The 21,553-nt window shown below is 43.7% G+C and carries 21 protein-coding genes and 1 tRNA gene; 1 reads left to right on the top strand and 21 read right to left on the bottom strand.

All coding sequences use genetic code 11. The features are described from left to right. Positions 1 to 14 precede the first annotated feature (14 nt). The 13 genes from EV212_RS11200 to EV212_RS11145 all read right to left on the bottom strand — a co-directional run bounded on the left by EV212_RS11200 (position 15) and on the right by EV212_RS11145 (position 10,249). Positions 15 to 1,580, bottom strand: a complete 1,566-nt coding sequence (locus EV212_RS11200) for a nitrite/sulfite reductase (RefSeq protein ID WP_132093366.1) — start codon at positions 1,578 to 1,580, stop codon at positions 15 to 17. A gap of 5 nt (positions 1,581 to 1,585) precedes the next feature. Continuing rightward, entirely contained in the window at positions 1,586 to 2,488 is a 903-nt protein-coding gene (locus EV212_RS11195; RefSeq protein WP_132093280.1) for a dihydroorotate dehydrogenase, read from the bottom strand. Next, the gene (locus tag EV212_RS11190; protein WP_132093277.1) at positions 2,488 to 3,261 is read right to left on the bottom strand and encodes a dihydroorotate dehydrogenase electron transfer subunit; all 774 of its coding nucleotides are present in this window, start codon (positions 3,259 to 3,261) and stop codon (positions 2,488 to 2,490) included. The genes EV212_RS11195 and EV212_RS11190 overlap by 1 nt, the downstream gene beginning before the upstream one ends. A gap of 14 nt (positions 3,262 to 3,275) precedes the next feature. Beyond that, the gene (gene pyrF, locus EV212_RS11185) at positions 3,276 to 4,205 is read right to left on the bottom strand and encodes an orotidine-5'-phosphate decarboxylase (RefSeq protein WP_132093274.1); all 930 of its coding nucleotides are present in this window, start codon (positions 4,203 to 4,205) and stop codon (positions 3,276 to 3,278) included. Positions 4,206 to 4,274: 69 nt separating this feature from the next. Continuing rightward, positions 4,275 to 5,717 (bottom strand): DEAD/DEAH box helicase, encoded by a 1,443-nt coding sequence (locus tag EV212_RS11180; RefSeq protein ID WP_132093271.1) that lies wholly within the window; start codon positions 5,715 to 5,717, stop codon positions 4,275 to 4,277. 200 nt (positions 5,718 to 5,917) lie between these two features. Continuing rightward, the gene (locus tag EV212_RS11175; protein ID WP_132093268.1) at positions 5,918 to 6,586 is read right to left on the bottom strand and encodes a FadR/GntR family transcriptional regulator; all 669 of its coding nucleotides are present in this window, start codon (positions 6,584 to 6,586) and stop codon (positions 5,918 to 5,920) included. Between the two features lie 4 nt (positions 6,587 to 6,590). Then, positions 6,591 to 7,283: an RraA family protein gene (locus EV212_RS11170; protein WP_132093265.1), complete on the bottom strand. Its 693-nt coding sequence runs from the start codon at positions 7,281 to 7,283 to the stop codon at positions 6,591 to 6,593. 204 nt (positions 7,284 to 7,487) lie between these two features. Beyond that, entirely contained in the window at positions 7,488 to 8,123 is a 636-nt protein-coding gene (locus EV212_RS11165) for a site-2 protease family protein (protein ID WP_132093263.1), read from the bottom strand. Between the two features lie 59 nt (positions 8,124 to 8,182). After that, complete coding sequence (locus EV212_RS11160; RefSeq protein WP_132093260.1) at positions 8,183 to 8,692, bottom strand: COG2426 family protein; 510 nt, start codon at positions 8,690 to 8,692, stop codon at positions 8,183 to 8,185. Next, positions 8,689 to 8,862 carry a hypothetical protein gene (locus EV212_RS13490; RefSeq protein ID WP_165873363.1) on the bottom strand — a complete coding sequence of 58 codons (174 nt, stop codon included), beginning with the start codon at positions 8,860 to 8,862 and terminating at the stop codon, positions 8,689 to 8,691. The genes EV212_RS11160 and EV212_RS13490 overlap by 4 nt, the downstream gene beginning before the upstream one ends. A 44-nt stretch (positions 8,863 to 8,906) precedes the next feature. Beyond that, positions 8,907 to 9,683, bottom strand: a complete 777-nt coding sequence (locus tag EV212_RS11155; RefSeq protein WP_132093257.1) for a TSUP family transporter — start codon at positions 9,681 to 9,683, stop codon at positions 8,907 to 8,909. Positions 9,684 to 9,748: 65 nt separating this feature from the next. Beyond that, the gene (locus EV212_RS11150; RefSeq protein ID WP_132093253.1) at positions 9,749 to 10,042 is read right to left on the bottom strand and encodes a Dabb family protein; all 294 of its coding nucleotides are present in this window, start codon (positions 10,040 to 10,042) and stop codon (positions 9,749 to 9,751) included. Positions 10,043 to 10,177: 135 nt separating this feature from the next. Then, a tRNA-Gly gene (locus EV212_RS11145) sits at positions 10,178 to 10,249 on the bottom strand. Between the two features lie 193 nt (positions 10,250 to 10,442). Here EV212_RS11145 and EV212_RS11140 point away from each other — a divergent pair. Next, entirely contained in the window at positions 10,443 to 10,880 is a 438-nt protein-coding gene (locus tag EV212_RS11140; RefSeq protein ID WP_132093250.1) for a hypothetical protein, read from the top strand. A gap of 142 nt (positions 10,881 to 11,022) precedes the next feature. Here the strand turns inward: EV212_RS11140 and EV212_RS11135 are convergent, their stop codons facing one another. From EV212_RS11135 to folP, 8 genes are read right to left on the bottom strand one after another with little or no spacing between them, the layout of a single operon-like run. Further along, positions 11,023 to 12,729 (bottom strand): hypothetical protein, encoded by a 1,707-nt coding sequence (locus EV212_RS11135; RefSeq protein WP_132093247.1) that lies wholly within the window; start codon positions 12,727 to 12,729, stop codon positions 11,023 to 11,025. 20 nt (positions 12,730 to 12,749) lie between these two features. After that, positions 12,750 to 14,885: an RNA degradosome polyphosphate kinase gene (locus EV212_RS11130; protein WP_243115545.1), complete on the bottom strand. Its 2,136-nt coding sequence runs from the start codon at positions 14,883 to 14,885 to the stop codon at positions 12,750 to 12,752. Positions 14,886 to 14,890: 5 nt separating this feature from the next. After that, entirely contained in the window at positions 14,891 to 16,429 is a 1,539-nt protein-coding gene (locus EV212_RS11125; protein ID WP_132093241.1) for a Ppx/GppA phosphatase family protein, read from the bottom strand. A gap of 20 nt (positions 16,430 to 16,449) precedes the next feature. Continuing rightward, positions 16,450 to 17,745, bottom strand: coding sequence for an ATP-binding protein (locus EV212_RS11120; protein WP_207669104.1), 1,296 nt, complete (start codon positions 17,743 to 17,745; stop codon positions 16,450 to 16,452). Further along, a complete protein-coding gene (gene pheA / locus EV212_RS11115) occupies positions 17,745 to 18,890 on the bottom strand; it encodes a prephenate dehydratase (RefSeq protein WP_132093238.1) in 1,146 nt (381 codons plus the stop codon). The genes EV212_RS11120 and pheA overlap by 1 nt, the downstream gene beginning before the upstream one ends. Before the next feature lie 6 nt (positions 18,891 to 18,896). Further along, on the bottom strand, positions 18,897 to 19,898 hold the full coding sequence (add, locus tag EV212_RS11110) for an adenosine deaminase (protein ID WP_132093235.1): 1,002 nt from the start codon (positions 19,896 to 19,898) through the stop codon (positions 18,897 to 18,899). Beyond that, the gene (gene folK, locus EV212_RS11105) at positions 19,895 to 20,728 is read right to left on the bottom strand and encodes a 2-amino-4-hydroxy-6-hydroxymethyldihydropteridine diphosphokinase (protein WP_132093232.1); all 834 of its coding nucleotides are present in this window, start codon (positions 20,726 to 20,728) and stop codon (positions 19,895 to 19,897) included. Before folK ends, add begins: the two co-directional genes overlap by 4 nt. Beyond that, on the bottom strand, positions 20,710 to 21,546 hold the full coding sequence (gene folP, locus EV212_RS11100) for a dihydropteroate synthase (RefSeq protein WP_132093360.1): 837 nt from the start codon (positions 21,544 to 21,546) through the stop codon (positions 20,710 to 20,712). Before folP ends, folK begins: the two co-directional genes overlap by 19 nt. Positions 21,547 to 21,553: the final 7 nt, after the last annotated feature.

Here is a 21,553-nt window from a genome sequence, read left to right as displayed (position 1 = left end):
GGTTTTCTCCTCCTCTATGCCTGACAGTATTTTTGAATCACTGCTGCGGCTGAACCGTCCGTCAGCGCATCCATATAATCCTTTTTCTCTTTTGTGAGCATCTGACCCAATTCTACAATCATTTCAGGGATCTGTGACGCCAGAATGGTACCCACTTTTTCTCCAAAGCAGCTCGTATCCATACCGACATGTCCTCCGATAAAACAGTCAAAAGCTTCTTCCATCACGCCGTCCACTTTAACTTTGCGTCCGGAAAAGCCCATGGCTGCGACCGGATGTCGTGCGCAACAGTTCGGGCAACCGCTGATGTAGAGCTTCGGCAGACGATCTTCATTCAGTTCTGCGTTGACAACCGCTTTCTCTACCGCCTGACAAAGTTTCTGACTCTGGTTGACACCGGCCTGACAGGTCGGCGTACCAATACAGCTCACAGACATCCGTATTGGACTCAGCATCATACAGTCTTCCATTACTTTTAACATTTTTTCTGCCTCGTCCTTTGACAGATTTCGTATATACAATTCCTCATCCATACTCAGACGAATCTCTGCATCCGGGATATCTGAAAGAATCTCCTGAATCTTCCTTCCCTCTTCTAACTTAAGCTGTCCACAGAGTGGATGCAGTATTACCGTAAAATAACCTTCCTGTTTCTGCGGCAAAATCAGAGGGTTTTCTGACTCCGCTGCCGCATCGCCCACTTTTTCGGAATCCACATTTTCTCGCCAAACCAACGGTGTAATACCGTCAAAATGACATTCTTTTTTAACGTCTTCCAGATGCTTTTTATAACATTCCATAAAGGCTTGCACACCCATACGGCGCGGTATGAAACGTACCCTTGCCCGGGCTTTGTTCGTGTAATCACCCTCGGCCATAAAGAGACGGACCATCGCCTCTACATAATAAAGAACTTCTTCCGGTGCCACCAACTCATCATAAGGAATCCCCAGAGCCGGCTGACCGCCCATTCCTCCAGCCAGCCACAGACGGAACATCGGTTTTCCCTCATCAAGAACACCGATAAATCCCATATCATTCACTGTTGCACAGCCTGTATCCGAAGCACTTGAAGAGAAGGCCACCTTCAACTTTCTCGGTAACTTGTATCCTGTGGCATTGCGCAAAAAGTAGTCGCCGACCTGACGGGCATAAAGCGTCACATCAAAAACTTCCTCCGGGTCTACACCGGCCATTGGTGAGAGAGATACATTTCGAGGGAAATTTCCACCGCCACCCCGGGTAAACAAATCCTGGTCAATGGCATCTCTCATAATGTCGCACACATCGTCAATACTCAGATCATGAAGCTGTACAGCCTGGCGCGTCGTCAGATGGATTTTATCCAGACCATACTTCCCGGCATAATCCAAAATCAATGCAAAATGTTCTCTTGACACAATGCCTGACGGTGTCCTCAGACGAATCATAAACTTTCCCGTCTCCTTCTGGGCATAGCTTCCCATACCGCCGGAAAATCCTTTAAACTCCGCTCTGGTCAATGTTCCGTCCAGAAATTCATGCCCTCTTTTTCGAAATGCTTCAACCTCTTCCTTCAATAATTTCTTATATGCTTCCATTACTGTCATTTTACCTTTCCAATCAAATCACGGATGTCATCAACACCCATCCGTCTCATATAAGATTCAATCCCGGCTGCCACCTGCTCCGTGGCAAATGGATTATTAAAATTAGCCGTTCCCACAGCTACCGCTGTAGCGCCGGCCAAAATAAATTCCATGGCATCTTCGCCGGTCTGTATACCGCCCATACCGATAATCGGAATATTTACCGCATTGGCCACCTGATAGACCATACGCACAGCAATCGGCTTAATAGCCGGTCCTGAAAGTCCTCCGGTTTTATTGGCGAGGGCAAAATCCTGTTTGTAAATATCAATCTTCATTCCTGTTAATGTATTGATCAATGACAGAACGTCGGCGCCGCCGGCCTCTGCCGCCTTTGCCATCTCTGTAATATCTGTCACATTCGGACTCAACTTCATGATGACCGGCTGCTTTGCCACTTTTTTCACCGCTTTGGTGATTGCCTCTACAGCTTTCGGATTCTGACCAAAGGCAATGCCGCCTTCCTTCACATTCGGACAGGAGATATTGATTTCCAATAAATCTACCGGCTCATCGCTCAAACGTTCCACAACCTCCAGATAATCCTCTGTCGTCTTTCCACATACATTGACAACAATCTTTGTATCAAACTGCTTTAAAAATGGAATATCCCGCCGAATGAGCACATCAATCCCCGGGTTCTGCAAACCGATGGCATTGAGCATGCCGCTGGCTGTCTCTGCAATACGCGGTGTCGGATTTCCAGGCCATGGCACATTGGCTACACCCTTTGTGACCACTGCCCCCAACTTATTTAAATCAACAAATTCCCTGTATTCTGCGCCGGAGCCAAAAGTCCCAGAACCTTCCATCACCGGGTTTTTAAGTTCCACACCGGCAAGATTTACTTTCGTATTCATCAAAGTTCCACCTCCCGTGCATCAAAAACCGGACCGTCTTTACAGATTCGTTTGTTGTGTACATGTGAATGTTCATCCACATCCTTAGACTGGCAAACACAGGCCAGACAAGCCCCAATACCGCAGGCCATCTTTTCTTCCAGGGAAATCTGTGCTTCAATCCCCTTTTCCCCTGCATATGCTTTCAATGCACGCAGCATCGGTGTCGGACCACAACTGTAGATAATCTCCCCCTCGATGCCTTCCTCGCGAATGGCATCCAATACATTTCCATGCACGCCCACACTGCCGTCTTCCGTAGCGACAACGACTCTGCCCCATCTCTCCAATTCATCTTTAAGAAATGTCTGACTGTCTTTGTAACCAAGGACAATGGTCTTTTCTACTTTTTTCAATTCCTTTGCTAACTGGAGCATTGGAGGTATGCCGATTCCACCAGCGACAAGGATAGCTTTTTTAGCACTCAATGTATAACCATTGCCGAGGGGACCCATTATTTTAACAGTGTCCTCTGACACCAGTTTTGAAAATTCTTTTGTACCTTCACCAACCACCCGGTATACCAGACGAATGGCCTTTGTCGCCTTTGCGACCTCACATATACTGATCGGGCGCGGGAGCATGCGACTTCCATCTTTACTGTAAACAGAAACAAACTGGCCGGCTTTCACATACTTTGCCATCTCTCCCACATCCAGCCAAAGGCTGTAAACATCCGATGTCAATGGTTTCTGAGAAATGACTCTCACGATCTTACATTCTTTTTCCTGCATGTTTCGTCTCTCTCCTATCTCAATCCTGCACCGACCTGGATATCCTCAATCATATCCAGAACAGCCTGACGGGATGCATCTGCAAAGCCCTCCGGACCGAATTTTTCGTATTTTGGCTGTTTATATGCTGCAATGATACCGCGGGAAGAATTGACAATCGCTCCGAGACCATCTTCATTAAAATAATTGACAAGGTCTGAGCCCTTCGCTCCCTGAGCACCATATCCCGGAACAAGAATAAAGTTCTTTTTCATAATACCGCGAAGCACTTTCCCCATCTCCGGATAGGTAGCACCGACCACTGCACCCACATAACTATAGCCGCACTCGCCCATATGCTGACTTCCCCATTCAACAACCTTTTCAGCCACCCATTCATAAAGAGGACGTCCATCGATCAACCGATCCTGAAACTCACCGCTGGAAGGGTTTGATGTTTTTGTTAAAATAAACATACCTTTTTTTTCAGGCACAGCCACATCGATAAAAGGCTGGACACTGTCCGTACCCATATAGGGATTGATCGTAATAAAATCTTCATTAAAGCCATAGTAAGACCGACTTCCCACCTGAGCCTTTCCCAAATGACCGGTGGCATAAGCTCCGGATGTAGAACCGATATCTCCCCGCTTAATATCACCGATAACGATCAGGTCTTTCTCATGACAATAATCTAATGTTTTCTTAAAGGCCATGATCCCTGGGATACCAAACTGTTCGTACATGGCAATCTGTGGCTTTACCGCAGGAATCAGATCATATACGGCATCGATAATCGCTTTATTAAACTGCCAGATGGCTTCTGCAGCCCCTTCCAAAGTCTCTCCCTGTTCCGCATAGGCTTTCTGCTTTACAAATTCCGGAACATAGTCAAGCATCGGGTCCAATCCGACTTCAATCGGCGCCCCTGTCCTTCTTATCTTTTCCACCAGCTTATCAATCATGGTTTATCCTCCCGTTCATTTATACTCTAAGACAGTATACCATATTTGGTTTTTAATTAACAGGGGTATTTATCGTCTTCCCTTTCCCCTTTTTACTTCTTTCCTGTCCGTTCGTCTTCGTCTTCCCGAACGTTCTCTTCGATCTGGATAGACCTTTTTCTTTTTAAACACCTCAGGAAATCTTGGACGTTCCTCAATTTCTTTAAAGGTTTCTGCAGGAATCTCCCGGCTTAAAAATGCCGCCGCCACGTCAAGAATCGTATAATCCTGGAATTCCTCCTCTCCCATGAACTTTTCAATAGCACGGGCATAACGGTCCAGATTTTCCCGTTCCATAATTTTCAGTATTTCCTTCATCATCTGTTTCGTACGGACCTGGGCAATATCCGCTGCCTTTGGTATCTTCATATATTTAATTTTTGCCCGGGTATAGTTCATAATTTCACGGAGCTTGTACATCTCCCGACGGCCGACAAAGGAATAAGAAACGCCCTCCCGGTTGGCTCTTCCGGTCCGTCCGATACGATGAACATAGTATTCCAGATCTTCCGGAAGATCAAAATTAAAGACCGCTTCCACATTTTCAATATCAAGCCCACGGGCGGCCACATCGGTGGCAATGAGAATTTCTGCCCGTCCGTTTTTAAAAGATTCCATAACCCGGTCTCTCTGGGACTGCTTCATATCTCCATGAAGTCCCTCTGCCTGATAGCCTCGCGCGATCATCTCGTGGGTAAGTTCATCCACCCGGCGCTTTGTATTGCAAAATACCATGGACAATTTAAAATTGTTTATATCAATGAGGCGGGCCAGCACATCTATTTTGTTTTCCTGACTCACTTCCAGATAATACTGCCGAATAGATGGTACCGTAATCTGAGACTTGGTGATCTGCACCCGGACCGGATCAGTGAGATATTTTTTGGTGATCGACAGAATTTCTCTGGACATAGTTGCCGAGAACAACACCGTCTGGCGTTCTTCCGGTACGGATTTTAAAATCGTATCAATATCTTCGCGAAATCCCATGTTCAACATTTCATCCGCTTCATCCAGAACCATATACTGAAGGTTTTCCAGACGAATCGTATGCCGCCGCATATGATCCATCAATCGGCCCGGCGTCGCCACAATGATCTGCGGTTTTCTTTTCAAAGCCATGATCTGACGTTCAATATTCTGTCCGCCGTAAATCGGAACAATTCGAATCGACTGTTTATATTTCGTCAGCTTCATAAGCTCATCCGTGGTCTGTACGACCAGTTCCCGGGTTGGGCACAAAATTAAAGCCTGTACATTTCTTGCGGAAGTATCCGTCCCTTCAATCAGCGGAATACCAAAGGCACAGGTCTTACCGGTTCCGGTCGGCGCCTGAGCCACCATGTCTCTCCCCGCCATCATCGGCCCGATACTCTGCCCCTGCACCGGCGTTGCTTCCTCAAAGCCCATATCCCGGATGGCCCTCTTGATTTCTTCTGATATATCCAATGCTTCAAATAATATTTTTTCCATTTTTTCCTCTTTCTAATTCTTTCTAATTCTTTCTGATATACAGAAATATTTTCTCTTGCATCATTCCCTGTACACATCTATTATATTATACCGATAAAAAGTTCTTAATCAACCGAAGTTTTTAAAAAATAAAAATACCGGGCATTCTGCTCTCGCAAATTTGATAACAGAAAACCCGATATACTTCTATTTTTTCTTTTTTATCGTTCCATCTTCAAAGCCTGTATACCTCTTAACATATGGCTTCGCATAGCTGTCCTCGCAAAATCCGCATTTCTTTCATTTAAATACTGTATAATCATTCTGTGGTCGAGAAGCGTCCCCTGCCGTACTTCTTCCAGATTAAATACATTTCTGGACTTGTCAATCGCGTCGAATATGGTCGGCGCCAATCGGTCCATAAAACTGTTGTGAGCCGCCCTCGCTATGGAAAGATGAAACCTTATCTCTTCTGTTCGCCGGTCCGTAACGCCCGCCACAATCTTATTTTCGACAAGTTGCCCATAATAAGCGATTCGCTTCAATTCATGATTTGATGCACGTAATGCCGCATAGTATGCAGTTTCAGGCTCAATCATCATGCGTATCTCATTCAGCTCAAGGGCATCTATTTTACTTTCATACCTCTTAAATCTGTTTTCTCTGTTTTCAAGCACATCCTTACTGACATACATTCCACTTCCATGTCTGACAATTAATACGCCCCGTTCAGACAGTATCTTTACAGCTTCTCTGAATGTGGACCGGCTGACAAAAAGTTCTTTTGCAAAATCACTTTCATTTAATATTTTTTCACCCGGATGAAAACGACCCTCTATGATAATCATGGACATGATGTCATCAGCTATACATTCTGCAAGAGATTTCATTACACTATTCCTCAAGTGCTCTTTCCTGATAATTAAATGTGGATTTCATCAATTTTTCAATATCGATCAGATGTCCGATCGTCTCTCCCGCTTTCAATTTATCAGACACATTTGTCTCTGTTTCCATCATCTGCTTTGTTTTCTGATAAACATTTTCAAGCTCATCATATGGAACAACTGCAATACCGTTTCCATCTATTAAAATCACATCGTATGTATTCACCTGAACGCCCCCACAGGATATCGGTACTTTAATACTTCCATAACCACTGATCTGCCCCACATTACAACATGTTCCTATAGAATAGATAGGAAATTCAAGTTTTCTGATTTCTTCAATATCCCTGCAAGCCCCTTCCATAATAGCTGCAGCCACACCTTTATTAATTGCTGAAAGACAAAGGTTTTCCCCCCAATATGCGGAATTTAAATACCCATGGCTGTCAACAACAATAATATCTCCTTTTTGTGCATTCTCGATGGCATAAATGACTGCCGATATATCACCGCCCACCGTTTTAGCCGTTAATGCGCATCCGGCCATACGTACTGGTTTGCTTTCCGGACGAATGGTCGGATACATGCCATTCACTCTTCCCATACAATCGCATGCCGCGCATGTCACAGAATCAAAAGCATCAATAAGCTTTTGAAATTTCTCCACATATTCCATTGCTGTTTCTCTGTTTTTCCCCATAATGACCCTCCTTCATATTGTCTGACGTTTTTGTGAAATTGTATTTTTTCAAGTACAATTATATTACACGAAAGAAATTTATTCAATATTCTCGAAAAGTCCTCTTATTAATTCAATTCATCCGATGTTTTAAACATTAGATGCCCATATATCTGCTGGCGACGTCCGGTACAAATATTCCGCACCGCACCCGTTTCCATCCGATTAAAATCTCAATATCAACCGGACGATCCCGTACATAAAGCGAACCACCGCGTTCTGAGCCAGACTCATCGGGATTGATAAGATACCTGTCACTGCAAGAATAGCCAGCACAAAATAGCCATAACGGTTGACATGTTTCTCCATATAATTTTCATCATCATGCACTAAAATTCCATAAACCTTAGAACCATCCAGTGGCGGAATCGGAATCAAATTAAAAACGCCCAGACCGATATTTAACACTGCAAAATAATTGAGCAGATGAAACAGGTAGACAAGCAGGTTTCCAGCGCGGCCCGCCGCAAATTTGTAAATCAGTCCCATACCAAACAGTCCAATAAAGGCCATAATAAAGTTTGCTGCCGGTCCCGCCAATGCCGTACAAAAGACCCCTTTTTTCCGATCTTTATAATACCACGAATTAATCCGCACCGGTTTGGCCCATCCGAAATGGAACAAAATCAGGCAGAGTGTTCCCATCACATCCAGATGGTGAAAAGGATTCAGGGATAACCGGCCATCCTCCTTCGGCGTTGGATCCCCCATTTTCCACGAGACATAGCCATGGGCGAACTCATGCCCGGCAATGGCCAGCAATGCTGCCGGAATACTATAGATCAAATCATTATAATTCATTTTATCACTTCCTAATAATACCAGAAATGCTCTGCCTTCGGGCAGAGCACTCACAAACTTTAAAATACATTGGTTACCAGCCAGGGAATAAAATAAGTAATGATACACATAATGATTGTCGCCATAAAGATACCAAGAATAACCGCCGGAAGCGCCTTTTTAAATTTAATATCCAACAAGGAGGCGATCAGTGAACCGGTCCATGCGCCGGTCCCCGGCAATGGAATTCCGACAAAGAGCATCAACCCAATAAACTCATACTTTTGAATCTGTTCACTTTTCCCCATGGATTTTGCTTCCAGTTTTTCAATCTTTGGCTTGAGCCACCGCGTTTTCTTCATCCAGTTAAAAATCGGCGTGATAAAGGCCAAAATAAACGGTACCGGAATAATATTACCTGCAATGCAGAGACCAACGGCCTGAAAAAGCGGGATTTTCAAAAGTGAGGCAGCAACCAGACCGCCACGAAGTTCCAAAATCGGCACCATGGAGATAATAAAAACAATCATCTCTTTGGATACAACACCGTTCAGATTAGTGGTAAACCAGGTAATCAAAGAATCTGTCATACTGCTGTTCCCTTTCTCTTCTCTTTTTTAATTCGCCTTTTTTTTAATTTATTGGTCACTTTGTATCCGATACGAATTTCCCGTTCAAATGCAAACGCTGCCATGATACCGCACAGAATCATCTGAATACATGCGGTAATATGATTGATCTGCTTCTGTGATAACTTCATGTTCACATCTCCCTTCAAAGGTTTTCAGTCATTTTATCATTTTATCATAAAATAATATCGGATACAATCTTAATCAATAAAAGAAACATAACGCAAAAAATCATCGGACGTATAAAAGCCGCCCCCCTTTTCAATGCCATGCCAGAGCCAAAATAGCTGCCCAAAACATTACAGGCAGCGGCTGGCACAGCGACCATCCAGAGAACATTTCCGTTTACTGCATAAGTAATGAGCGACGCATAGTTAGACGCCAAATTAAGAATTTTGGCATTTCCTGATGCCGTTTTTAAATCATACTTCATCAGAATTGAAAAGGCAATGATGGCAAAAGTTCCTGTTCCCGGCCCTACCATCCCATCATAGAAACCAATAAAAAGACCAATCAGCAGTGCCAGCACTACCTTCCTCTTTTTTGAAAGACAACCTGCGCAATTTTCTTCCCCATATCCTCGATTCAGAAAAATAACAATTGCCGCGATCGGCAGAAAAACAATGACAATCCGTTTTAAAAACTGGTCATCCAATGTCAAAACAATTCTCGCTGCCACACCTGACCCAATGAAAGAACCCGCCGCCGCCAATAGGGCTGTCTGAACATCCATAGCCCGATTTTTTAAAAAGCGCAGGGAAGCCAACGTCGTTCCACAGGCACTCGAAAACTTATTGCACCCATAAGCCATATGAGCAGGTATTCCCGTAGCAAGGTAGGCCGGAAGAGAAATCAGTCCGCCACCTCCGGCTGCTGCATCCACAAAGCCTGCCAAAAAAACAAAAAAGCAGATGATGCAGAGCACAGGTAAAGATAATGTAAATGTATCCATAATTTCTCCGTAAAATAAGCCGGAGTATCCCGCCCCGGCTTTTCCTCATCCGTATCCTATTCAATCTAGTCTAAATCATAATCAATAGCTATGCTGGACTCCATCACTTCATGCATATGCTTCTTAACAACACCTGCATGATATGGATCTTCCTGATAAGCATCAAGAGTATCTCTGTCATCCAACTCTACCTGAAGAATAATATCATAAGAGCGCGGCGATTTTAAGAAATCCACACCGACCTGAATATCCCGTACCATTGGCACCTTATCCTTCATGGACATAAGAATTTCCTTTGTTTCCTTTTTGTTCTCGTCACTGTTATCCTTCAGTTTAAAACATACGATGTGCTTGATCATTTTTTTCCCACCTTTCCAAATTTTATAAACGCCTGTACTTTTCGAAAACAGGCATTCCAAACGCACGTCATATTCCGAAATATTCTATAATCCCGGAAAACAAAAAGAACCCGATAATTTATCGGGTTCTTCCAGAGCGCGAGACGGGATTCGAACCCGCGACCCTCGCCTTGGCAAGGCGATACTCCACCACTGAGCCACTCGCGCTTACTGCCTCATCTCAAAGGCAAGTATGAGTATACAACAGAATATTTACTTTGTCAACAGATTTTGTGATTTTTTTGAAACTTTTTTTCATCAAAGATACAATTCACTTTTTCATTCAAATAGACTATAATTAAATCAGTTGGAAATGGCAAGGTTCTGACAATACATATCATTACTTCAGGAGGAATGCCTATTGGATAACCAAAGTATACAGACGTTAAAATCTTTAATGAATGAAGTTTTAGATGACAAATTTTCTGGTTTTAAGACAGAATTGATCGGCACCATGGATGAAAAACTTGAACATCTTGAAAACAGAATGGACCAGAAACTCGAAAGTCTCGAAAACAGAATGGTCAACACTATGGAGACAAAAATCGAGAAATTAGAAAACAGAATGATCAACACCATGGATGTAAAAATCAGGGATTCGGAAAATCTGCTTTTAGAAGAAATGGAACGGACACGAACCATTTTAGAAAACAAAATAGACAAGATTCAAAAAAATGTGGATAATTTAAACCAGTATTATCAGATTGCAAAACTGGAGAACGATAATTTACGATTAGTCATTGAAAGCGTCCAGAACCTGACAAAAAGAGTTGAGGTGCTTGAAGGAAAAAGTGCCTGAAAAATGCCTCAAAACGCATAAAATATGAAAAAAACGCTCAAAAGCGCCTGAAGTATACAAAAGAAAAATAAATTAAAATGCATATCAGAGGAGGGCGGGCTTGCCACCGCTCCCCCAACATAAAAACTCCCTATAACACTTCTTATTCTTCAGAATTGGACAGAATGCCCTTTCCTGTACGGCTATACCATCCAGGTATAACAGATTCCCATCCATACAGACGGCTGACATCCACATCCTTTTCTGGCTTGATAAGCTCCAGTCGAACTCTGTAATTTCCATCAGAATTATCATAGCTTAATTTATATGAAACTGGAACAACACCTGTCGCCCCGATTTCAACCAACTGGATTGTTAAAATATCATTTTCTATATTATATTTTGTTGTATACTCAGCTTCACGGCTCACCGTTGGCATATAAAAGACAGTCCCATCTTGCTGAAACTCAAACATTAAAGGATCGTTGACATCTTCCTGAATCCATGTTTCGCCGATTCCCACAGCCGTCCCTGAAATGCTTTCAGCCGGAGTATACTGCCAGATATCTTTTACCGGCTCAGCTGTGTCCAAATCTACATTGGCAGCTGCTACCATTGCTCCAGCATGGTAAACAGTCACATAAATTGTCCAGCATTCTCCGGCTTCCCAGTAAACCGGAGGATCCTGTGAAATCTCCACGTTTAATTCGTCCGGTACACCAAGCTGTTCACAAACACGTTTTAACTGCTCATTACTCAGTGCAGACGCATTGTCTGTCTCATTCGGCATTTCAGATAACATATCCAGAAATGTAAAGTCATCTCTATACGCTGCTTCCACGCTGCTGCCATATAAGGGGTCAATTTTTCCTTCCTTTTCTTTGGCATAATTTAACGCCTCTGACACTGTATAGAAACTTCCGCTGTCATTTTGCTTTGTAAATCCCTCAAAAAAGCGATACATCATTGTCGTGGAATAAGGTATCCATGTTTCCATTGTATTTCCTACAACACATCTGGCTCCCTTATCCCATATACTCTGTGCCAGCCGCTCATCTGCAAAACTTGAACAGGAATTCAGATAGAACAGACAACCTTCATAAGCATTTTCCGGAACGACTTTCTCAAAAAATGCCGACGTCACACAGTATTGTCCATCTTGAGCAATAAGAAGTGCATCCTGTCCAACAAATATATCATAAACATCCAATGTCTGTTCATCCAGTTTTTGATTCCCCAGGCCCAAAATAGAACCTACTCTTTCATTATATCCGCCATGGCCTTCCCACATAACAACACTTCGCTTTGGAAAATCCAAAAGCATTTCAACAGAAATTTCATTATCATTATAATTGTTTTTGTAATCACATTCTTCACTGAATGTTTTCTGAAGCAATTTGGCGATCATGACCGGAGTTTTGTTAAAAAAAGCAGTGGATCCCAAAAACAGTCTGTAGGCCGCAAATTCAGTGGAATATGGCTGTACTGTATATATCTCGATTTTTACGTCGGAATCTCCGGATAAAGAATCCTTCAACGGGGGCATGTAGACGAATCCAAGCCAGTTATCGATTTTCATATAGACGCAAGTATCCCCGGTCTCATAGGCATAATCTGTGATAATCCCATTCTCATATAAGGTCTGCGCACAGGTATAGACCTCCGATAATACGCCATCCACATCATCAGATTTAATATAACCATCCTCACTTAAATAGTTTTTTTCAATTTGAACGGTCTGCTCCGACACTGTTTCATAAGCTTTAACCGCTTTTGAAATCTTTGAATCTTTTCCTGTACATCCTGTCAACATCAACACTGCAAAGGACATCAAGATTAAAGATATTATCCATGCTTTCTTATGTTTCATCCCAATCCCCTATAGATCTATTAAAATTTTTCGTTGTCATTGTGATACATCGGTTCAAAGACCCGGCTGAGTTCTTCATCTTTTTTCTTATCCTCTGCCGACGCTTCTATCGCTTCCCGACAGAAATAATCCTGAGAAGATACTAAAGTTTTTCCCCGCTTGTCCGGCTTCTGATAGGTATCATCCGGCTGGAGATAATGGGCTTTCACATTATCCTGAAGCTGAATATCCAGAATATGCATTACTTCTTTTTTACAGGTCTCATCTTCCACCGGAAACATTATTTCCACACGGCGGTCCAGATTTCTCGGCATCCAGTCCGCACTTCCCATAAACACATTTTCCCATCCATTATTGTAGAAATAGAAAATCCGGCTATGTTCAAGGAAATTACCTACGATGGATTTTACTGTAATATTCTCACTGATTCCCGGGATACCTGTTTTCAGACAGCAGATTCCGCGGATGATCAGCTCAATTTTTACACCGGCCGCAGAAGCCTTATATAAAGCCATAATAATCCCCTTATCACAAAGGGAGTTCATTTTTGCAATAATATGGGCCGGACGTCCCTCCCGGGCATTCATTTCTTCCTGATGAATCAGCTCAACAAACCGGTCACGAAGCCATAACGGTGCCAGAGACAGTTTGTTCCAGGCCAGCGGTTCCGAATAACCCGACAGCATATTAAATACGGCTGTCGCATCCTCACCAATGGGTTTGGCACAGGTTAAAAGTCCCATATCGGTATACATTTTTGCCGTACTGTCATTATAATTACCCGTTCCCAAATGCACATAACGCCGGATACCGTCTTCCTCCTGACGAACGACCAATGTAATCTTGCTGTGGGTCTTTAAACCCACCAGTCCGTAGATGACATGACATCCGGCCTTTTCCAGCTTTTTCGCCCAGATAATATTGTTTTCCTCGTCAAAGCGGGCCTTTAACTCAACAAGTACCGTAACCTGTTTTCCATTTTCAGCAGCCTCCGCCAGAGATGCGATGATCGGTGAATTTCCACTGACACGATAAAGGGTCTGTTTGATCGCCAGCACATCCGGGTCCTTGGCTGCCTGACGTACAAAATCAACCACCGTGTCAAAGCTCTGGAATGGATGGAATAGCAAAATATCTTTTGCGCGAATCTGGGTAAAAAGATCCTCATCCGGATTAATATCTTTCGAAAGCTGCGGCTCATATTTCGGATATTTCAAATGATCATAGCCGTCCAGGCCATTGACCTTCATCAAAAATGTCAGATCCAGAGGACCATTGATCCGATAGATTGAAGCTTCACCAACGTTCATGGCCTTTTTCAAAATCTTAAGAAGCCGCTTATCGATTCCATCTTCCACTTCCAGCCGGATAACCTCCCCCCACTGACGGCGTTTCAGCTGTTTCTGAATTTCTTTTAAAAGATCTGCAGCATCTTCCTCGTCAATACTCAAATCTGCATTTCGCATGATCCGATAAGGATAAGCACAGATGACTTTATAATTGAGAAATAGCTTCTGAATATTCATTTCTATGACCTGTTCCAGTAAAATCAAGGTCTTATGTCCCTTTTCACCGGACGGAATCTCAATAAACCTTGGAAGCACCGACGGCACCTGGACTGTGGCAAAATCATATTCGGATTCATCCTCTTTATCTGAAATAAGCGCGCCGATATTTAAAGATTTATTTCGGATCAAAGGGAATGGCCTTGAAGAATCCACTGCCATCGGCGTCAATACAGGATACACATCCTGTTGAAAATACTGGTCCACATAGTTTCTCTGAGACTCGCTCAAATCTTCATAAGAATCTATAATGGTCAGCCCATTCTGCCGCAGCATCGGCTTTAAAGACCGATTGTAGGTTGTATACTGGGTATTCACCAGATCATGGGTCTTCTTGCTGATTGCTTCAAGCTGCATCTGAGGTGTCATTCCCGCAATATCCGGTTTTTCATATTTCGCATTGACCATATCCTTCAACGAGGCCACACGAATCATGAAAAATTCATCCAAATTAGAAGATGTAATACTCAGAAATTTCAGCCGTTCAAAAAGAGGTATGTTCTTGTCCCTCGCTTCCCCAAGCACCCGGTAATTAAAATCCAGCCAGCTCAGTTCCCGGTTTGTAAAATATTCTGCTCTGCTCACATCCATTTTAATTACCCCCTTCGTTTCTGCCGGAGAATCGGCCTGAGTCCATAAATCTGCTCAAAAAAATGCGCTCTGCTTTCCATCATTCCCTGCTCCAGCGTAATATCATAAATGGTATTTGCCATAATCTTTAACTCATTATCTTTCACCGAGACCCGGACATCCTGAATCCGCTGTAAATGGCTCCGATCCATACCGTTGGCCAATCGAAGAATTGCCGCCATTTTAAGCATCCGCACATAATCCATATGGTCCATCTCACCGGATACTTCCGCATATTCCGGGACCTCACCGTTCGAATTAAAACGAATAACATTGGCAACAATCCGCTTTTCCGCTTCTGACAGACCAATGATCTCCGTATTTAAAACCAGGTAATACGTATTGTCCGTACCATGCATCATATTTACGTACTTGCCGCAATCATGAAGAATTCCTGAAACCTGGAGAAGCAGACGGTCTCTCTGAGTCAATCCGGAAAACTTTCGTATGCTGTCAAAAATTGCCATTGAAAGCTGCTCCACGTTCTGCGTATGATCCATATCACTTTCATAATGCTTTGCCACCTGACGGGTGACCGAGATAATATCCTCCGTAAAATCACGGGTATTTTTAGCCATGTGATTGCTCCGCACATAATCGGCCAGAATACCGTCGCAGAGTCCCACATTAGAAGCCCAGACGACTTCGCCGCCAAGCATTTCCACCAGATTTTTGAAAATGATCATGGACGGTTTTAACACGGTAGCCGTCTCATAAGGAATATTATATTTTTTTGAAATATCCTCTTCTCTGCTGCGCATCAGCTTGATATAAAACTTTTCAAACTGGGAAGCTGTAAAACTTTCTCTGTTTTTTGAAGCATTGACCGCATTCAGCAGCGTCGCTATCTCCTCACCAAGGACAATGACATGCTTCACCCGATAATCTCTGATGACAAGCCGCTGTAAAGTCCTCAGTTCATTGCCGATATAATCTTCCATGACCCGGACAAAGGATGTGGTCTGCTGCTCAATATCCGCAAGAATCTCACGGATTCTCAGGGAACCCAGTTTCAGATTCTGAGTAATCTGCAAAACGCCTTCCGCATAGACAGACACCTGCAGACTTCCCGACGAAAGATCGACCACCGCCATACCTTCTTTTGTAAGGGCTTCGAACTGGCGCATCGTTCCGGCTAATGACTGAAGTACAAGAAAACGCTGCTGGGCATTTCCGATAATCTGCACATTCAACCCGGTCTCCAGACGGATCTGATCCAGGACCAGATCACGGTTCACCGCTTCTCTCATGGCACTTCCGGCATAAGCCACATACTTTTCAATCCGGTACTCCTTCAATTTTTCCACAAACCCTCCTAAAACACCGCACAATTCCCGTGCAGTGTCATAGGAAATTATCCCTGTATTATAAGTATCTGCTCCAAGCTCGACAATCGAACGGACATATTCCACTTCCTGGATTCCGGTCCGTTTAGAAAACTGATAGATTTTCATTGCAACCTCACTTGATCCTACGTCAATGGCTGCCAACATCTGTATGGGCATCCGTTCTGCCTCCCTCCTGCTTATTTCGCAATTCCAATGAGATGATTGATAAACTGCTGCGCTGTCCGTCCGGAACGTCCGCCATGGCCAAGTTCCCACTTAACAGCTTCCTGCTCGATCAACTCTTCACTCATCTGAATACCATAACGTTTTGCCAGCTCTCTGGCAATTTCTAAATATTCTTTCTGGTTCGGCTTGCCATAATAAATCGACTCGCCGAACCGGGTTGCCAGCGATAATTTTTCCTGCATAGAATCTCCACCATGAACATCATCCGGCGCCTGTTTCCGGTCACTCCATGTCTCCCGGATCAGATGTCTTCGATTGGACGTGGCATAAATGACCACATTATCTGGTTTTGTTTCCAGACCGCCTTCGATAATAGCCTTTAAATATTTATATTCAATCTCGAACTCTTCGAAGGACAGGTCATCCATATACAGAATATACTTGTAATTACGATTTTTAATCTGGGCAATGACATTTGAAATATCTTTAAACTGATGCTTATATATTTCAATCATTCGGAGTCCGTCTTTATAATATTCATTCAAAATTGCTTTAATACTTGTAGATTTTCCCGTACCGCTGTCACCATAAAGTAACGCATTATTCGCCTTTTTCCCCTGAATAAATGCTTCTGTATTATCTCTCAGTTTTTTCTTTTGAATTTCATAACCGACAATATCAGAAAGAACCACTTTCTCCGTCCGTGTGATCGGGGCAATCTCCGGTTCCTGTCCGTCACTGATAATTTTAAAAGCCCGGTGAAGCCCAAATTTACCTACGCCATAATCCTTGTAAAAGCCGGTCAGCACATCATACATCTGATAAACATCTTCCGCAGCCGCCAACTGACCATTCAATTCATCTATCCGCTCCCGCAGGCTCTGGCTGTAGATAATCCCAAGATTATCCGGACTGTGGAAAGCGCGGATCATACTGATAAAATGCACACCCAGCTCTTTTTCAATATCATCCCAATCCACATCGTAGGCTTCTTTAAAAATGCGAAGATCATGCAGAGCAAGCTCATTGATGCTCCCCTCAATAGCCCCCTTTTTCTCACAGGACATACTGAAGGCATTTTCATTGGTCGTCAAAAGATAAGTGAGATATCCATGCCAGAGATTCCCGTTAAATCCATGGTCTCTGGCAATCGTGACAATTTCATTGATACATTGATAAAGTTTATCGATCAACGTCTCTCTGTCACAATCTCCATTCAAATAATTATTGGCCACATCGGCCATATCATAAAAAATAGTTTCCTGAAAATTACGGTATAAAATTAATTCATGCACTCTGATCTTCATCACTGCTGCCCCACTCCTATATAGTTTCCAAGAATACGAAAACCTTCTGTTTCAGACTGAATACCATGAAGAGCATTTCTTACCGCCTGCTCTCTCAGGTTTCCATTAAAATCAACAAAGAAACGGTACTGCCACGGTTTTCCCTGTATCGGACGGGATTCAATCCGGGTCATACTCAGTCCGTTAAATATAAAGTGACCGAGAATATTGTACAATGTACCACTCTCATGGGGCACTTCAAAACAAACGCTGATTTTATCCGCACTTTTCCGGAATACTTTTTCATGGCTGATAACGACAAAGCGCGTAAAATTATTATCCAGATCATTTAACTTTTCTTTTAAAACAACAAGACCGAAATTTTTTGCTGCCTGCCTGCTGGCAATAGCCGCCTGACCCATATCCTGATCATCCAGAACCCGTTTTGCCGACGCCGCCGTATTCTGCAGGCTGACCTGCTGCCATTCCCTGTGGGCGTCAAGAAAACGACTGCACTGCATCAGTCCCTGTGGATGAGAATAGACAGTACGGATATCTTCAATCCGACTTCCCGGAAGTCCCAAAAGAGCATGTTCAATCTTTATCATTGTTTCACCGACAATATGGTTATCATAAGCGGATAAGAGATCATAAACCTCATTGACACTTCCTGTCGAAGAATTTTCAATCGGCAAAACGCCATACTGAGCCCGTCCGCTGTGGACCGCCTCCATAGCATCCCCAAAGGTCTCTACATTAAAGCCTCTGATTTCTGAGCCAAAATAACTGTCCATCGCAGCCTCTGCATAAGCTCCCGGAACTCCGGTATAAACAACCTTTGTCTCTGGTGTTGTCACCATATCTCCTACCTGAAAACCTTCTACATCGGTCCGCTCACTGGCCAGCCGCTGGTATTGAAGCATACGGCTGACAGCCATGATCTGGCCAAAAAGAGATTCGACTGCCTGACGATTAAAGGCATTCGACGTCTTCTCCGTTACTTTTTGTATTTTAATCTTTTCCCGTTCTTTATCCAGAACGGGTTTGCCAACACTTCGTTTGAAGGCGGCTACATTTTCCGCCACTGCCATGCGCTGTTCAAAAAGACTGACAATCTGGTCATCAATAGCGTCAATCTCATCACGTAATTTCACCAAGTCTTCCATTGTCTTCTACTCCTTGTCCACGATTGCCTTGTTGGCCTCATATAAGTCAAACCGCAACCGATCCTTTTCCATTTGAGAAAGGAAAGCACCGTTTACAGCATTTTGATTCATCTGATAAATTTCGTATGGTGTAAAACCAAGATAACGCTCAAGTTTCCGGTATTCTTCAGCCAGTGTAATGCCGGACACCCTCAGGCGGTCCGTACAGACACATACCGGAACACCTCTGTCAAAAAGTTTTCGTATCGGGTGATGACTGTAATTTTCCACCGAACCCAATTTCAGATTACTTGCCGGACAACATTCCACAACAACCTTCCGATTAATAATTTCCTGCAGAAGATCATCATCATCCAGAATATGTAAGCCCTGACTGATCCTCTGGGCACCATAGCGAATTGCTTTACGCATACTGTCCGTATTATACTGTCCTGCATGAACAGTAAACGGAATACGCTCTTCTTTGATCAGCGTAAACAACCAGTCATAAACTTCTGTTCCATAAAGGGATTCTTCCAACAGAAGATCCAACCCGCAAACACCTTTACGCAGATGTTTTTTCACTTCCACAAGCGTTTCAAAAGCCTCGTGTTCGTCCATCTTCGGTATAATACAAAGTACCAGATTGGCACGGATACGCCGGCTTTCCTGAATACCTCTGGTCAGTCCTTCCAACGCTGCCGACACTGCATCCCCCTGACGCAGGCCTCCCAACGTACATTCGGATGGTGAAAAACGAATTTCCGCATACATGACGCCCTGGGCATCCAACTCCCTGACCATCTCTGTCATAGCACGACGAATGGAACGGCGCTCCTGAAGAACCCAGTCTGTCATATCACAAAGCTCATAAAACTCCGCAGTATCCGTGCAGTGATCCGGGGCTTCCAGATAGCTTTCAAGCTCAGAAGCATTGTAGGTGGGCAAAGGAACATTTCTCTCCTTGGCATACTCAATAATCGTTGCCGGTTTTAAGGACCCGGCCAGATGTACATGCAGATCAATCATGACTCCATTGCCTCCTTCTCATTCAATGCTTCTCTTAACTGGTGAATCGTTTTCTTCTCCGTCGGATGCCAGGACCAACCGGCAATTTCGTCCAGCGGCTCTAACACAAAACGACGATTGATCATGTCCGGATGAGGTACACACAAATCTTTTGTATGAATGATCTCTTCTCCATACAAAAGCATATCCAGATCAATCGTCCGAGGTCCCCAGTGAATCTTACGCTCTCGGTGCAAAAGCAGCTCAATCTCCTGCATCCGCTTTAACAATGCTTCCGGCGGAAGCCAGGTCCGAAGCTTCAGACATCCATTTAAAAATTCATCCTGTTCCGTATAACCGTAAGGTTCCGTTTGAATCAGAGTAGAGACTTTCTCCACCTGAATTCCCCGCGTTTCCGATAAAAGCTGAATAGCAGACCGGATATATTTTTCTTTATCTCCCATATTACTGCCAATTCCTATATAAGCATTCTGCCATTCCCTGCACGCTTCGACATATACGGTGCCGAAAGGTATCGGTATCGGGGCTTCAGGCTTATATAACTCTACACGAACCTTGTTAAGTTTTGGAAAATTTATCATTAAATCTTCGCAAATCTCGCCGGCAGCCCGCTCAATGAGCTGATAATTCCGGCGTGTCATCACGTCTTTGATGTATTCGCAGACCGTTCCGTAATTCACAGAAGTATTCAGATCATCTGTATGTTCCGCATCCCATGTATCCAGATATAAGTCTGCAGAAACGTAAAACATCTGTCCATTTTCCGTTTCCTCAGGATAGACACCGTGATGGGCAAATACTTCCAAATCTCTTATCCCAATGTGTCCCAAATTGATTCCTCCCGTACTTTCAAAATCGCCTCGGCCATCTGAATTGCCCGTCGGTTTGCCTCCACATCATGCACACGGACAAAACTCATTCCGGCCATGACCCCCATGACCGTCGTCACCAGCGTTCCTTCCACTCTCTGGTCAGCCGGTAAATCCAGCGTTAATCCAATCATCGACTTTCTGGATGTCCCCAGGAGTACCGGGTATCCCAATTCCCTGAACACATCCAAATGTTTCATAACGATCAGGTTATGTTCATAAGTCTTGCCGAACCCCACACCCGGGTCCAGAATGATCTGTTCATCTTCAATACCGGCAGTCCTGGCTATCGCCAGAGTCTCTCTCAGATCATTCAGACAGTCGGTCATAAAATGTTCATAATCTGCAGCTTTCCGGTTATGCATCAGACAGCATGGAACTTTCGCCCCTGAAATGACCTTTGCCAGTTTATCGTCATATTTTAGTCCCCATACATCATTAACCAGATCGGCTCCGGCCAAAATGGCAGCCTCTGCTACGGCGGATTTATAAGTATCAATAGAAACCGGTATGTCAAATTGCTGTTTCACAGCTTCGATCACCGGAACTACCCGGGATATTTCCTCTTCATCCGAAATGAGCGTATGCCCCGGACGTGTCGACTCACCGCCGATATCAATAATATCCGCCCCTTCTTGGATCATCTGTTCCACATGCTTTAAAGCCTTGTCTAATGTTGTATATTTTCCACCGTCGGAAAATGAATCCGGAGTCACATTCAGGATTCCCATAATATAGGTATGCCCTGTTCTTTCAAATTCTTTTCCGCCAATGTTCATTGATCTT

It is taken from the genome of Frisingicoccus caecimuris (assembly GCF_004340975.1).
Lineage (GTDB): Bacteria > Bacillota > Clostridia > Lachnospirales > Lachnospiraceae > Frisingicoccus > Frisingicoccus caecimuris.
Note: the sequence above shows the minus strand (reverse complement) of the source record. Positions and strands in the feature narration are given on the sequence as shown.

What these genes read in the sequence shown, in the direction of transcription:
- EV212_RS11200 (WP_132093366.1), bottom strand. Translation starts at nt 1,580, where the DNA reads ATGGAAGCATATAAGAAATTATTGAAGGAAGAGGTTGAAGCATTTCGA.
- EV212_RS11195 (WP_132093280.1), bottom strand. Translation starts at nt 2,488, where the DNA reads ATGAATACGAAAGTAAATCTTGCCGGTGTGGAACTTAAAAACCCGGTG.
- EV212_RS11190 (WP_132093277.1), bottom strand. Translation starts at nt 3,261, where the DNA reads ATGCAGGAAAAAGAATGTAAGATCGTGAGAGTCATTTCTCAGAAACCA.
- pyrF (WP_132093274.1), bottom strand. Translation starts at nt 4,205, where the DNA reads ATGATTGATAAGCTGGTGGAAAAGATAAGAAGGACAGGGGCGCCGATT.
- EV212_RS11180 (WP_132093271.1), bottom strand. Translation starts at nt 5,717, where the DNA reads ATGGAAAAAATATTATTTGAAGCATTGGATATATCAGAAGAAATCAAG.
- EV212_RS11175 (WP_132093268.1), bottom strand. Translation starts at nt 6,586, where the DNA reads ATGAAATCTCTTGCAGAATGTATAGCTGATGACATCATGTCCATGATT.
- EV212_RS11170 (WP_132093265.1), bottom strand. Translation starts at nt 7,283, where the DNA reads ATGGGGAAAAACAGAGAAACAGCAATGGAATATGTGGAGAAATTTCAA.
- EV212_RS11165 (WP_132093263.1), bottom strand. Translation starts at nt 8,123, where the DNA reads ATGAATTATAATGATTTGATCTATAGTATTCCGGCAGCATTGCTGGCC.
- EV212_RS11160 (WP_132093260.1), bottom strand. Translation starts at nt 8,692, where the DNA reads ATGACAGATTCTTTGATTACCTGGTTTACCACTAATCTGAACGGTGTT.
- EV212_RS13490 (WP_165873363.1), bottom strand. Translation starts at nt 8,862, where the DNA reads ATGAAGTTATCACAGAAGCAGATCAATCATATTACCGCATGTATTCAG.
- EV212_RS11155 (WP_132093257.1), bottom strand. Translation starts at nt 9,683, where the DNA reads ATGGATACATTTACATTATCTTTACCTGTGCTCTGCATCATCTGCTTT.
- EV212_RS11150 (WP_132093253.1), bottom strand. Translation starts at nt 10,042, where the DNA reads ATGATCAAGCACATCGTATGTTTTAAACTGAAGGATAACAGTGACGAG.
- EV212_RS11135 (WP_132093247.1), bottom strand. Translation starts at nt 12,729, where the DNA reads ATGAAACATAAGAAAGCATGGATAATATCTTTAATCTTGATGTCCTTT.
- EV212_RS11130 (WP_243115545.1), bottom strand. Translation starts at nt 14,885, where the DNA reads ATGGATGTGAGCAGAGCAGAATATTTTACAAACCGGGAACTGAGCTGG.
- EV212_RS11125 (WP_132093241.1), bottom strand. Translation starts at nt 16,429, where the DNA reads ATGCCCATACAGATGTTGGCAGCCATTGACGTAGGATCAAGTGAGGTT.
- EV212_RS11120 (WP_207669104.1), bottom strand. Translation starts at nt 17,745, where the DNA reads ATGAAGATCAGAGTGCATGAATTAATTTTATACCGTAATTTTCAGGAA.
- pheA (WP_132093238.1), bottom strand. Translation starts at nt 18,890, where the DNA reads ATGGAAGACTTGGTGAAATTACGTGATGAGATTGACGCTATTGATGAC.
- add (WP_132093235.1), bottom strand. Translation starts at nt 19,898, where the DNA reads ATGATTGATCTGCATGTACATCTGGCCGGGTCCTTAAAACCGGCAACG.
- folP (WP_132093360.1), bottom strand. Translation starts at nt 21,546, where the DNA reads ATGAACATTGGCGGAAAAGAATTTGAAAGAACAGGGCATACCTATATT.